Annotated in this window: 12 protein-coding genes; 9 read left to right on the top strand and 3 right to left on the bottom strand. The window is 40.6% G+C overall.

Annotated features, from left to right (window positions below; genetic code table 11):
• Window positions 1-79: 79 nt before the first annotated feature.
• A complete protein-coding gene (locus tag AC4CU0_RS05820) occupies window positions 80-1,108 on the bottom strand; it encodes a substrate-binding domain-containing protein (protein ID WP_078190190.1) in 1,029 nt (342 codons plus the stop codon).
• 410 nt (window positions 1,109-1,518) lie between these two features.
• Here AC4CU0_RS05820 and AC4CU0_RS05815 point away from each other — a divergent pair, with 410 nt between their 5' ends.
• The 3 genes from AC4CU0_RS05815 to AC4CU0_RS05805 are packed head-to-tail and all read left to right on the top strand — an operon-like array spanning window position 1,519 to window position 3,425.
• Window positions 1,519-2,565 carry a Rieske 2Fe-2S domain-containing protein gene (locus AC4CU0_RS05815; protein ID WP_490742681.1) on the top strand — a complete coding sequence of 349 codons (1,047 nt, stop codon included), beginning with the start codon at window positions 1,519-1,521 and terminating at the stop codon, window positions 2,563-2,565.
• Between the two features lie 21 nt (window positions 2,566-2,586).
• Window positions 2,587-2,892, top strand: coding sequence for an IS630 transposase-related protein (locus AC4CU0_RS05810; RefSeq protein ID WP_087547287.1), 306 nt, complete (start codon window positions 2,587-2,589; stop codon window positions 2,890-2,892).
• 47 nt (window positions 2,893-2,939) lie between these two features.
• Window positions 2,940-3,425 carry a transposase gene (locus tag AC4CU0_RS05805; protein WP_227554803.1) on the top strand — a complete coding sequence of 162 codons (486 nt, stop codon included), beginning with the start codon at window positions 2,940-2,942 and terminating at the stop codon, window positions 3,423-3,425.
• A gap of 380 nt (window positions 3,426-3,805) precedes the next feature.
• On the opposite strand, the gene AC4CU0_RS05800 is transcribed toward AC4CU0_RS05805, so the two are convergent.
• Both AC4CU0_RS05800 and AC4CU0_RS05795 read right to left on the bottom strand, forming a co-directional pair.
• Complete coding sequence (locus AC4CU0_RS05800; protein WP_490742680.1) at window positions 3,806-5,338, bottom strand: pyridoxal phosphate-dependent decarboxylase family protein; 1,533 nt, start codon at window positions 5,336-5,338, stop codon at window positions 3,806-3,808.
• Between the two features lie 3 nt (window positions 5,339-5,341).
• Window positions 5,342-6,715: a diaminobutyrate--2-oxoglutarate transaminase gene (locus AC4CU0_RS05795; RefSeq protein ID WP_490742679.1), complete on the bottom strand. Its 1,374-nt coding sequence runs from the start codon at window positions 6,713-6,715 to the stop codon at window positions 5,342-5,344.
• A 484-nt stretch (window positions 6,716-7,199) separates the two neighbouring features.
• On the opposite strand from AC4CU0_RS05795, the gene AC4CU0_RS05790 reads away from it, so the two are divergent.
• From AC4CU0_RS05790 to arsH, 6 genes are all read left to right on the top strand, one after another.
• Entirely contained in the window at window positions 7,200-7,901 is a 702-nt protein-coding gene (locus tag AC4CU0_RS05790; RefSeq protein ID WP_490742678.1) for an SIMPL domain-containing protein, read from the top strand.
• 186 nt (window positions 7,902-8,087) lie between these two features.
• Window positions 8,088-10,283 (top strand): TonB-dependent receptor family protein, encoded by a 2,196-nt coding sequence (locus AC4CU0_RS05785; protein ID WP_490742677.1) that lies wholly within the window; start codon window positions 8,088-8,090, stop codon window positions 10,281-10,283.
• Between the two features lie 113 nt (window positions 10,284-10,396).
• Window positions 10,397-10,726, top strand: coding sequence for a metalloregulator ArsR/SmtB family transcription factor (locus AC4CU0_RS05780; protein ID WP_078191857.1), 330 nt, complete (start codon window positions 10,397-10,399; stop codon window positions 10,724-10,726).
• The gene (locus AC4CU0_RS05775) at window positions 10,723-11,196 is read left to right on the top strand and encodes an arsenate reductase ArsC (protein ID WP_490742676.1); all 474 of its coding nucleotides are present in this window, start codon (window positions 10,723-10,725) and stop codon (window positions 11,194-11,196) included. The genes AC4CU0_RS05780 and AC4CU0_RS05775 overlap by 4 nt, the downstream gene beginning before the upstream one ends.
• A complete protein-coding gene (arsB, locus tag AC4CU0_RS05770) occupies window positions 11,196-12,236 on the top strand; it encodes an ACR3 family arsenite efflux transporter (RefSeq protein WP_490742675.1) in 1,041 nt (346 codons plus the stop codon). Before AC4CU0_RS05775 ends, arsB begins: the two co-directional genes overlap by 1 nt.
• Window position 12,237: 1 nt before the next feature.
• On the top strand, window positions 12,238-12,942 hold the full coding sequence (gene arsH / locus AC4CU0_RS05765; protein WP_490742674.1) for an arsenical resistance protein ArsH: 705 nt from the start codon (window positions 12,238-12,240) through the stop codon (window positions 12,940-12,942).
• Window positions 12,943-12,970 lie beyond the last annotated feature (28 nt).

Here is a 12,970-nt window from a genome sequence, read left to right as displayed (position 1 = left end):
CAAAAGCCCTTCTTGAAAAAACTGTTTCTTTGCAAAAAGCCAATGGCAGGTCGACCCTGCCATTGGCTATTTCCATACTTTATTTAACAGCCTTACCCGCTTTGAAGTTTGCAAGTACCGCAGCACGTTCTTTGTCAGACATTGAAATTAAGCCTGCTTTTTCTAGCTTAGAACCTTTACCTGATACTTTTTTACTGAGGAAGAATTCTGTGAACTCTTTTAAGCCTTTAATTGATTTTAAGTGCTCACCCTTTACATAGAAGAACAATGGACGAGATACTGGGTATGAACCATTCAGAATTGTTTTCTCAGATGGCGCTACATTATTCACTGTCGCTACACGTAATTTGTCACGGTTTTGATCATAGAAACCTAAACCAAAAACACCGACTGCATTTGGAGATGTTTTTAAACGTGCGAGTGTTTCAGTGTAGTCACCAGCAATTTCAATTACACGGCCATCTTTACGGAAAGTTGAACATGCTTTTTTCTGAGCATCTTTATCTAATTTTGCGAAAGCTTCATAAGTTTCACAGCCAGCATCGACCATTTTTTCTTGGAACACTTCACGTGTACCGTGGTTTGATGCAGGAATAACTAAAGTGATTGCTTCGTTTGGTAATGTTGGGTCGATTTGATTCCAACGTGTGTATGGGTTTGGAACCAATTTACCTTTTGATGGTAGTTCAGCAGCGAGTGCAGCAAATACGTGCTGTGGGCGAAGTTTGAATGCCGCTTTTTTCGCATTTGACGCAAATACGATACCGTCATATCCAACTTTAATTTCTAAGATTTGGTTAACGCCGGCTTTTTTACATGCAGCCAATTCAGTATCTTTAATTTTACGAGATGCGTTTGCAACGTCAATTGTGTTGTCGCCTACACCATTACAGAATTGTTTCAAACCACCTGAAGTACCGCCTGAACCTACGACAGGTGCTTTAAATTGTGGGAATGTATTACCAAACTCTTCTGCAACAATACTTGCATAAGGCAGTACAGTTGAAGAACCAGCAATTTGGATCGTGTCACGAGCTGCATTTGCAGTTGTAGCGACTGTTGCCCCAGTAGTGAGTACCATAGCAAGTGCGATATGATTTAAGCGCATTCTCATCTCTCTTAATTGATGCATTTATTGGAGTACGCCACTTTTGTTTTTAAAGTCTTGTACTTTTTCGATATCTGCATTTTGATTTTAGAGTATGACAGTTAGGTTACATCTTTATGACGCTTTTATGATAATTGATGATTGCACATTGATTTAAATATAATTCTTTATTTTTCAATATGTAATGAAATTTATCAAAGTATTGGTCTTAGTTATTTCTACTTTGATATTCGTAAGAATTCATGTCCGTGTCATATTTTGTCTTATTTTCTTTTTTCAAATTCCACTCTTTTTCTGAATGTTGCACATTTGCATGTTCGATTTTTTATTCCCTCATATTCCAATAATTGAAATTTCATTACCTTTTTAGTTCGCTCAATATGCAAGTTTACATAAAAACAGAGCCTAAAATGACCAGTAAAGCCATTGCGAGATTTAATCCGGACTTGCCTGTGCATATGACTTTTGAAGAACATGACTGGCACTTACTTGCAGAATATTGGTATCCCATTGCACTCGCTCGAGACATTACAGAACAGCCTTATGGCACCATGCTTTTAGATATGCCGCTCGTCATTTATAAAATGGGAGATGAACTGATTGTCGCTAAAGATGCTTGCCCACACCGTGGCGTACCACTGAGTTTAGGCAAAAATGATGGTCAAGGCGTAGTCTGCCGCTATCATGGCTTACGCTTTGGTGAACACGGTCATTGCAACCGCATCCCTGCACATCCTGAGCACAAAATTTCACCTCGTTTCAACTTGCGTACTTATGCTGCTGTTGAGCGTTATGGCTTAATTTGGTGCTCCCTCACTGCCCCTAAAGAGGCTGCACCGAATATCCCTGCAATGCCATATTGGGATGAAGCCGAGTTTCAGCAATTGGTGTGCCCAACGGTCGATTTTCAATGTTTTGCAGGCCGGCAGCTTGAAGGCTTTATTGATGTCGCGCATTTTGCTTGGCTACATCCCGATACGTTTGGCGATCCTGCAAATGTAGAAGTACCTGACTACACGACCATCGAAACAGAAACTGGCTTTAATGCAGACTATTGGAGCAGTGTTGGGCGCTATCCAATTGGTTTAGAACAGCGCGGACAAGAGGGTTTCCAATGGCTGCGCCATTTTGAAATTCATCTACCCTTTACTGCAACGCTGACGATTCATTTTCCAAATAACAGCAAGCAAGTGATTATGAATGCGGCTTCACCGATGACTGCTCGTTCTACCCGTCTATTTGCTCCCATTTGCCGCAATTATGACAAAGACTTACCTGTGGAAGATGCTTATGACTTTAACCTGAAAATATTTGAGGAAGACCGCTTAGTCTCTGAATCACAAAAGCCTGAATATTTGCCTTTGGATTTAAGCATCGAAGCGCATTTTCCAGCGGACCGCAGTTCCAGCATGTACCGCAAATTATTGCGTAAAAAAGGTTTTATAGCCAAATCCTAAAAACTATAGAACAATAGAGATATGGGATATTCAAAAGATTTTAAAGACAAAGTCATAGAAATTATGATTCGAGATGAAATGTCTGTGCGAAAAGCAGCACAGCATTTTAACATCTGTATACAAACGATTCAGAACTGGAAAAAGTCCACTACAAACAAACCTATTCCTGGCCGTCCAGCTAAAATTAGCAGAGAGCAAATATTGAAGGATGTTGAACAATATCCTGATGATTATCAGTATGAGCGAGCTGAACGTTTAGGAGTAAGCACTCATGCGGTATTTAATGCATTACATGCCGCAGGAATATCGCGTAAAAAAAGACGTTAAAGCATCCTAAAGCAGATCAAAATCAACGTCAGCAATTTCAAAATCTCATAGAGTGTTTAGAAGGGAAATTGCCTCTGATTTACATAGATGAAAGTGGTTTTCAAAGTGAAAGTACCAGAACTCATAGTTATAGCCTTCAAGGAACACGTGCTGAAGGTGAATTTAACTGGCAGTTGAAGAATTGCAGTAATGCGATCGGTGCAATTATCGAAAATAGATTGTTGACAGTTGGTGTGTTTAATTGTTCTGTGAATACAGAAGTATTTGAATGTTGGATTGAACAGGATTTATTACCTAAGTTGAAAGAAAGCAGTGTTTTGATTATGGACAATGCGACCTTTCACAAAGGGAAAAGACTTCAGGAGTTGATACGTTGTGCAGGCCATTACATTGTGTGGCTTCCTAAATATAGTCCAGATTTAAATCCAATAGAAAATATGTGGTCACGAGTCAAGGCGATTCGAACTAAGTTTAGAGTTAAAGATATTGATAAATTATTTAAAGATTACTGTAATGATTTATTTGGTATTTAGCTATAGTCCATTGTTTGCGGCATAACATCAATATCGTATTGCATTCACCTCACCCTAACCCTCTCCTACAAGGAGAGGGAAACTCCTTTACAAGCCTTATATTGGTTATAAATATTGTGGTATCTCATTCATCAAATGATAAACATCAATGACTATCGCAACTGGCGACAGGGATGTCACTATAAGGTAATGGTCACATGGAAGTACCTTTTCCCTGAGAAGGATTTTAGTTACTTTGATCCCTCAAAGTAACAATCTGCCTACGCAGTAAACTATCATCTTTCAATGAAAAATTGTGGCCATGTAATAAATTAAGCGCCTTTTCATTTAAAAAAAAGGAGCTCAAATGAGCTCCTTCTTCTACACCTACAAAATGATGATTAGTCAATTGCAGGAGTATATGTACCTTCAGCGATTGGACCTTTGATACGATCCGCTTCTGCAAGCACAAGAGCAAGCAAATTCTTCACGTTGTCTAAAGTCGCTACTGGGCTTAAAGTCGTCATTTTCAAAGATTGAACTTGACCTACTTTAGTTACACCAATATTCGCTTCACCACGAGCAAATAATTCATCTGCTACGTTTTGGTTCAATGTATCTAACAATTCAGCTGGGTAACCTTCAGGGATCACACGGAACAATACCGATGCGAATTGTGGATCAACCAGCATTTCTAGACCGTCAGTTGCATTGATATAATCTGCAACATCACGTGTAAGACCTACACCATGATCGATCATCGAACCGTAAAGCTCTTCACCTAGCGCCTCAACTGTCATCCACAATTTCAACGCGTCAAAACGGCGAGTTGTTTGCAGTGACTTAGACACTAAGTTAGGAACGCCATGCTCTTCATCATAAGCAGAGTTTAAGTACTCAGCTTCATAATGCATGAAACGATAGTTCGCTTCATCTTTAAGCAAGAACGCACCGCATGAAATCGTTTGGAAGTAATGCTTATGGAAATCAAGCGTTACCGAGTCAGACAGTTCAATACCGTCTAACATTGAACGATAGTCATTTGAAAGAATCAGTGCACCGCCCCATGCTGCGTCGATATGCATCCACGCGTCATATTTGTTGGTGATTGCACGCACTTCTTTCAATGGGTCAATTGCGCCTGCATCGGTTGTACCCGCAGTTGCAACCACACATGCTACAATTTTACCTTCAGCTTGAAGGTGCGCCATGGTTTTCTCAAGCGCGTCTATATCCATGCGTGCATTTGCATCTACAGGAACAGTGACAACAGATTGGAAACCCATACCCATCATCGCCATGTTCTTTTGCACAGAGAAGTGTGCATTTTCAGAACAGATCACTTTTACGTTACGCATTGCTTCCGCAGGTACGCCATCACGCTGAACAGACCACGGGTTACCGTTTTCGTCTTTCCAGTTTTTAGCAATACATGCATCACGTGCAAGCAAAACGCCCATCAAGTTAGACTGCGTACCGCCAGAGGTGAATACACCTGCTTGACCTGCACCATAGCCAACTTTTTGGCGAAGCCAGTCAATTAACTGAACTTCCATCAATGAACCTGCAGGGCTTTGATCCCATGAGTCCATAGATTGGTTAGTCGCGTTAATGAGCACTTCAGCGATTTGGCTTGTTACCATTGTTGGGCAATGCAAGTGCGCTAAAGAATGTGGGTGATGTACTTTTAAGCTTTTGTTTAAGAAAAGCTCAACCATACGGTCTAGTGATTTTTGTACACCCATACCTTCTTTTGAAGGATTGAATGCAATTGCACTACGAAGCTCTTTAATGCTACCGCCGGTGTACATTTTGTCATTTTGCAACCATGCAGAAACGGCTTTTACCGCTTCGCCCATTGCTGACTGATAGTCAGCAATGGATTGTGCATCATTGCAGAATAACGCTTTACGATGTTCTGCAAAATCTACCATGACTTATGCGCCTCGGGTTGCAACAAGTGCTTCAGAAAGTGCTTTCTTGAAGCGAACGATCACTTCTTCACATTCAGCTTGGTTAATGATCAATGGGCAAAGTAAACGAATGACTGTACCGTTACGACCACCTTTTTCTAACAACAATTTGTTGTTGAAACATGCTGCTTGAATTGCTGCTGCCAATTGAGAATCACCCGGTAAAGAACCCATGTGATCTGCTTTTTGACGTTCATCAACAATTTCAACACCAATCATCAAACCACGGCCACGTACGTTACCGATACATGGGAATTCCACTGCTAATTTTTTAATTTCAGCTTGTAAGAAGTCGCCACGCTCTTGCGCGTTTTGAGCCAAGTTTTGTTCTTTAATGGTTTTGATTGTTGCAAGACCAGTACCCATAGCAAGTTGGTTACCACGGAATGTACCCGTGTGACCTGCTGGTTGCCATGCGTCAAACTTACGTTTAATACCTAATACTGCAAGTGGTAAGCTACCACCGACTGCTTTAGACATAACCACTACGTCTGGCTCAATACCAGCATGTTCAAAGGCAAACATTTTACCTGAACGTGCAAAGCCCGCTTGTACTTCATCAAGAATCAACACGATGTTGTGCTTTTCAGTCACTTCGCGGATTTTCTTTAACCATTTTACAGGTGCAGTCACTACACCGCCTTCGCCTTGGATTGCTTCCAAGATTACAGCTGCAGGTTTCGTTACACCGCTTTCTACGTCTTCAATGAAGTTTTCGAAATAATACGTTAATGCGTCTACACCCGCTTCACCACCTATGCCTAATGGGCAACGGTATTCATGCGGATACGGCATAAATTGAACACCCGGCATTAAGCCGTTCACAGCATTTTTAGCAGACAAGTTACCTGTCATTGCTAAAGAACCGTGAGTCATACCATGGTAGCCACCTGAGAAGCTGATTACTGAACTACGACCAGTGTAAGTTTTTGCTAATTTAATTGCTGCTTCTGTACCATCTGCACCAGACGGGCCACAGAACTGTAGACAATACTCTTCTTTACCACCAGGTAATTGCTCAAGTAGTGCTTCAGTAAAAGCATCTTTTAAAGGCGTTGTTAAATCCAAAGTATGCAATGGGAGGCCACTTGCAAGTGTATCTTGGATACTTTGAATTACCGCAGGATGATTATGGCCTAATGCCAATGTTCCTGCCCCAGCTAAACAATCGAGGTACTCTGTACCTTCAACATCGGTAACCCAACAACCTAAAGCTTTTGCTATCGCAAGTGGAAGTTTACGCGGATAGCTACGAACATTGGATTCCATCTGGCTTTGGCGAGTCAAATAGTATTCGTTAGTAGAATTAGTGGCAGGGTTTACAGAAGAAACGCTCATATCGAATTACCATCTCTGATATGGGTTGAAAGAAATAAGTCGGGTGACTTGCGGTCCTTTGACTCGGTGCTTTATGAGTTTCTAGTTAGTTTTAAGAGCTCTTTGTGTAATGGCTAACTAGACGGCGGATGATACAGACTTTTTCAATAAAATAAATCACTTTTATGATCAAATAAAAAGATAATTTAGAGAAAAAACAGATCTATGCCATGGATAACCTGAATTATCATCTTACAGTGTGACAAAACAAAGAAAACCTTTTTATTTTATGCTTTTTTACAATTTATGAATGATTATTGTAATCTTCAAACATTTACGCAATTAAGTATTGATTATTTGAAGCAATATTCATCAAGCACTGCATTTATTTTTCTTGAAAGATTTACAATCCCACCACAGATTTTCCTTTAATCCATCACAATCCCCTTTTAAGATAACAGCATAAGCTAAATTAGTCATTCTGAAAGAAGAATAGGTCATAACAATGCGTAAAATTATCTTATCTACTGTTTTATTAGCATCCAGTCTAGGTTTGGCAGCGGCAACTCAAGCAGCTGACCCACTCAATTACAACATCGTGAACATTCAGGCGGATGCTACTCGCCAAGTGTCGAACGACCAAATGTATGCCGTTTTATATATTGAAAAATCAAATAAACAACCGGCTGAACTTGCTACCCAAATCAACCAATTGATGACCCAAGCGGTGAACACAGCCCGTAAATACCCTGCGGTAAAAATCGAAACGGGATCTCAAAGCACCTACCCGATTTATGACAATGACAGTCGTAAATTGAAAGAATGGCGTGGTCGTGCCGAAGTGCGTTTAGAAAGTACAGACTTTAAAGCAGCTAGCCAATTGGTGAGCGAGTTACAACAAAATTTCCAAACTCAATCCATCAGCTTTAGTGTGTCAGATGCACAGCGTAAAAAAGTTGAAAATGAACTGATGGTTGAAGTATCCAAAAACTTTCAACAACGTGCCCAATCGCTCGCTCAGGCATGGAATAAATCAGGCTACAACTTAGTTAATATTAATTTAAATACCAGCAATTATGGTGGACAGCCAGTACCGCGTATGGCCATGATGAAAGCTGCAAGTGCTGATGCTATTCCTGAACAAGAAATGGCAGGTGGTGAATCTAAAATCACGGTCAGTGCAAATGGCTCTATCCAGTTCAAATAATTAAATTCATTTTAAGAAACCGTGCTTTAGCGCGGTTTTTTAATTATAAAATCCACCTATTCTTTATTTAGATTAAAAAGTCTATTAGCTTAATAAGATTCATAGATTTAAATGATAATCATCCTTATTTAAATTTATTACACTCAAGATTATGATACGCGCACTCTCTCCATTGCTTACACTTTTATGTATAGTTCAAGCAAAAAATCTCCAAAGCTTCAAAACTTCTCCTTATTACCTCTGAGTATTGCTGTAGGTATAAGCATGGTTGCCACTATGGCTTCTGCTGCTGAAAATACAGAGACAACGCAGGCAGATGTTTTACCGACCATCACCATTGAAACTCAAGGTAACTGGCTTGAAAATGCCAATGAAAAAAAGGTGCAAAAGCATGCCGGTGCGCGGACCATTATTGACCGTAAACGCTTAAATGAAAGCTCAGCATCATCTCTAAAAGATGCGTTACGCCAAGTCCCTGGTGTTCAGGTTCAAGAAAATAATGGTACTGGCGGCAGCGATGTATCATTAAATATCGGTGTTCGAGGATTAACCTCTCGTCTTTCTCCCCGTTCAACCGTGTTGATCGATGGCATACCGATGTCATTTGCACCTTATGGACAACCACAGCTTTCTATGGCACCTGTCTCTTTAGGAAATATAGAATCTGTTGATGTAGTCCGTGGAGCAGGTTCTGTCCGTTTTGGGCCACAAAATGTCGGCGGTATTATCAACTTTGCCACACGTAGCATTCCTGAAGACTTTAAAGGTACCGTGGCATTAAACTCTGAATATGCAACAGGTACAGATCAGGTAAAATTAGGTCCTAGTCTGTTTGTTGGTGGAACATTAGATAATGGTTTAGGTCTTGCCTTACTTTATTCAGGCACTAAAGGCAACGGTTATCGTGAAGCGAACAATAAAAATGACATTGATGATGTCATGTTAAAAACCGCTTATGACATCACTGATCAGGATAAAATCGCATTAAATTTCCATCACTACGATGGTACAGGTGAAATGCCTGAAGGTTTAAGCGCTGCTGAATTCGAAGTAAATCCATATCAAACGTCGCATTATCGTGACTTTTTCACTGGCCGTCGTTCAGATGTATCCCTACGTTATACACATAAAGACGACACGAACAACTTTGAACTTTTAAGTTATTACATCGATTCATTCCGTACCAGCAACCTTGAATCCACCTTAACCAATGGCAATCATCGCTTAGATACTTCACCGCGTGATTATAAAGTCTTTGCCATTGAGCCACGTTATTCTCGTAGCTATAGCTTAGGTAGCACGCTGAATGAAGTGACAGTAGGCTACCGTTATATGGATGAAGAAAGCACTGAGTTCGCAGGCCGTACTGAATACGCTGCAGATGCTGAACCCGGTCAGTTTATAGCACGTACCCGCAGTGCGGGTGGCACCAAAGCACACGCAGCTTATATTGATAACCGTATAGAACTAGGTAAATGGAATATTACACCGGGCGTTCGTTTTGAATCGATTGACACCCAGAACAGTTTTAGTGCCTATAAAAATGGCGTATTACAAAATACTGTTCATCCATCGATCCAATCAGATGAATTTTTACCAAGTTTAGCTATCCTGTATAAAGCAACAGACCATTGGAATTTCTTTGCTAATGCAGGTGTTTCTTTTGGTCCACAGCAATATAACCAATTAGCAAAAACACAAGGCACTACAGCGGTCACCACCTTAGATGGCTTACATCCTGAAAAGTCTAATAACTATGAAATTGGTACCAAATATTTAGGCAATGGTTTGAGTGCTGAATTGACTGCGTTTTATCTAGATTTTGACAAAGAACTGATTTTAGAACGCGATGCTGCAAACAATGGCATTTGGACTGACCTCGGTGCTACAAGTCATAAAGGGATCGAAACCGGTTTTAGCTATGACTTTGGACATTTAGCTGAAAATCTCGAAGGCTTAAAAGCCTATGGTAATTACACCTATACCAAAGCAGTTGCTGAAGCAGGTAACTTTAAAGGTAAAGATTTGCCCTTCTATTCACAAAATGTCGCAAACTTTGGCTTAGGCTATAAATACTATGCTTGGTCAATCAATGCCGACATGTATGCTCAATCTAAACAACGTGCCCCAGGTAACCAAGATTCAGGGATCTACCAAACTGAAGAAACGGCAAATGGTAAACTGGGCGATATTCCAGGCTATTCAACTTTTGCTGTGCGTACCGGCTATGACTTTGGCGGTTCGCTACAAGGGGTTAAAGTTGCTGCTGGCATCAAGAATGTATTTGATAAACAGTATTTCACCCGTTCATCAGATGCAACAGGTGGTAAATATATCGGTCAACCACGTACCTTCTTCTTACAAACTTCATTCGACTTTTAAACTGGTCTAAATATAAAAATCCCACCGCGTGTGGGATTTTTATTGAAGAATACATATGGACATCCATATATTCATATGTAAAGATATATGAAAATCCATATATGCAGATAAACATGGAACAGACTGAATTTTTCAAATTACTTGCAGATGAGACTCGTCTGAACATCATCATGCTGTTGGCTTGTAAAGGTGAACTCTGCGTCTGCGAACTCACTGAGTCCCTTGAATTGAGCCAACCTAAAATTTCGCGTCATTTGGCATTACTGCGTTCATCAGGTGTGCTGAGTGATCAACGTAAAGGTCAATGGGTCTATTACTCCATTCACCCTGCACTGCCTACTTGGTGTACACAAATACTCGATGTCATGCGTCACCAAGAACGATTTAAAGACCTCGATTTAAACTCCCCGAAAGGCACTACCACATTGTGTGAAACGCTATGAATTTTTTATTTCTATGTACTGGCAATAGCTGCCGCAGCATTTTATCCGAAGTACTTTTTAACCAGCGTGCTCCTGAAGGTTTCCGTGCTTATAGCGCAGGCAGTAAACCTTCAGGACAAGTCCACCCATTTACCTTAAAAACCCTACATAACCTCAATCTACCGACTGAGGGTTTGTCGAGTAAAACCATCGCAGCATGTGAACAATATCAACCCGATGTGGTAATTACCGTCTGTGGTTCTGCCGCTCAAGAAGCTTGCCCAATTTACTTAGGCTCTGCCATCAAAGCCCACTGGGGCTTAGAAGATCCTTCCCATTTAGAGCTTGTAGATGAAATAAAACTTGCAGCATTTCTTGATACCGTGGCGCATATTAACCGCCGTTTAGATGCTTTATTTGCACTCGATTTTACGCAATTAAATCGTGAAGAACTCAACCTAGAAATCCAAAAAATTTCAGAGATCCAATAATGGCTGCTGCAAAACTGTCATTTCTAGACCGCAATCTAACGCTATGGATTTTTATCGCAATGGGGCTAGGCATTGCGATTGGCGTCTATATTCCAAGTGCTTCAAGAGCTTTAAATCAACTCAATATCGGTGATGTCAATATTGCGATTGCCATTGGTTTAATCCTGATGATGTATCCGCCTTTGGCCAAAGTGGATTACAAAGCGCTGCCTGAAGTGTTTAAAGATAAACGTACCTTATACCTATCACTGGTTCAAAATTGGTTAATCGCACCTTGCCTGATGTTTATTTTGGCTATCGTGTTTTTACAACATTATCCTGAATACATGACTGGTTTGATTCTGATTGGTTTAGCACGTTGTATTGCGATGGTTCTGGTTTGGAATGATCTAGCTTGCGGGGATAACCAATACGTTGCGGCTTTAGTGGCATTTAACAGTATTTTCCAAATTGCATTTTTTAGTACCTACGCATGGTTCTTTTTGAGTTTTTTACCGCCTTATTTTGGTATTGAAGCACAAGTGATCCAAGTCAGCTTTTGGACCATTACACATGCAGTATTGGTATATTTAGGTATTCCCTTCCTGCTCGGTTTCCTGACGCGTGCAATATTGGTAAAACAAAAAGGTCTGGATTGGTATAAAAATCAATTTATACCCAAAATCAGCCCCATCAGTTTAATCGCACTACTCTTTACCATTGTGGTGATGTTTAGCCTCAAAGGTGCAGATGTCGTGAACCTTCCAATGGATGTACTGCGTATTGCCATTCCCCTCACGATCTACTTTGTGGTGATGTTTTTCATTAGCTTTTTGATGAGCAAATGGATGGGCAATAATTACGCCAAAACCACTGCCATATCCTTTACAGCAGCAGGTAATAATTTTGAACTTGCCCTCGCTGTTGCCATCGCCACCTTTGGTATTGCATCTCCGATTGCATTTACCACGATTATTGGCCCATTGGTTGAAGTGCCTGTGCTTATTGCATTAGTGAGTGTATCGCTATGGTTAAAACGCAAATGGTATAAAGAGAACTGAAATGAAGCTCCCCAATATTCAACTAGATCTACTTGAAACACCGCGTTTTGAACAAGTTCAAGCTAAAGCACTTGAACATCCGCCACGCATTCTGCTGCTATATGGCTCTAACCGTGAACGCTCATTTAGCCGTTTAACGGTATTGGAGGCGGGTCGAATCCTTGAACATTTTGGTGCAGAAGTCAAAATCTTTCATCCTAAAGGTCTTCCTCTGCCTGAAGATGCTGAAACATCACATCCCAAAGTTCAGGAATTACATGAATTGCTTACATGGTCAGAAGGCATGGTTTGGTGTTCGCCAGAACGACATGGTGCGATGAGCTCTATATTGAAAGCACAAATTGATTGGATTCCTTTAGCGGCAGGTGGCATTCGTGCTACTCAAGGTAAAACGCTGGCGTTAATGCAAGTCAGTGGTGGTTCGCAATCTTTTAATGCTGTTAACCAAATGCGCATCCTTGGGCGTTGGATGCGGATGATCACGATTCCAAATCAATCTTCCGTTGCAAAAGCATTTTTAGAGTTTGATGAAAATGATCGCATGAAACCTTCCTCCTATTACATTCGCATTGTCGATGTGATGGAGGAATTATACAAATTTACCCTACTCACACGTGGTCAATCTGCCTACCTCACAGATCGCTATTCTGAACGAGTTGAAAGTGCGGAAGAACTCTCTAAACGAGTTAATCAAAAGAACCTTTAATGAAAAACTCCTGCATCTGTGCAGGAGT

It is taken from the genome of Acinetobacter sp. LipI_15 (genome assembly GCF_058242865.1).
The sequence above is the reverse complement of the archived record's forward strand: the minus strand, read 5'-3'. Positions and strand labels throughout refer to the sequence as shown.

Bases quoted from the DNA above. Each gene is read 5' to 3' on its own strand.
- AC4CU0_RS05820 (WP_078190190.1), bottom strand. From the start codon at position 1,108: ATGCGCTTAAATCATATCGCACTTGCTATGGTACTCACTACTGGGGCA.
- AC4CU0_RS05815 (WP_490742681.1), top strand. From the start codon at position 1,519: ATGACCAGTAAAGCCATTGCGAGATTTAATCCGGACTTGCCTGTGCAT.
- AC4CU0_RS05810 (WP_087547287.1), top strand. From the start codon at position 2,587: ATGGGATATTCAAAAGATTTTAAAGACAAAGTCATAGAAATTATGATT.
- AC4CU0_RS05800 (WP_490742680.1), bottom strand. From the start codon at position 5,338: ATGGTAGATTTTGCAGAACATCGTAAAGCGTTATTCTGCAATGATGCA.
- AC4CU0_RS05795 (WP_490742679.1), bottom strand. From the start codon at position 6,715: ATGAGCGTTTCTTCTGTAAACCCTGCCACTAATTCTACTAACGAATAC.
- AC4CU0_RS05790 (WP_490742678.1), top strand. From the start codon at position 7,200: ATGCGTAAAATTATCTTATCTACTGTTTTATTAGCATCCAGTCTAGGT.
- AC4CU0_RS05785 (WP_490742677.1), top strand. From the start codon at position 8,088: ATGTATAGTTCAAGCAAAAAATCTCCAAAGCTTCAAAACTTCTCCTTA.
- AC4CU0_RS05780 (WP_078191857.1), top strand. From the start codon at position 10,397: ATGGAACAGACTGAATTTTTCAAATTACTTGCAGATGAGACTCGTCTG.
- AC4CU0_RS05775 (WP_490742676.1), top strand. From the start codon at position 10,723: ATGAATTTTTTATTTCTATGTACTGGCAATAGCTGCCGCAGCATTTTA.
- arsB (WP_490742675.1), top strand. From the start codon at position 11,196: ATGGCTGCTGCAAAACTGTCATTTCTAGACCGCAATCTAACGCTATGG.
- arsH (WP_490742674.1), top strand. From the start codon at position 12,238: ATGAAGCTCCCCAATATTCAACTAGATCTACTTGAAACACCGCGTTTT.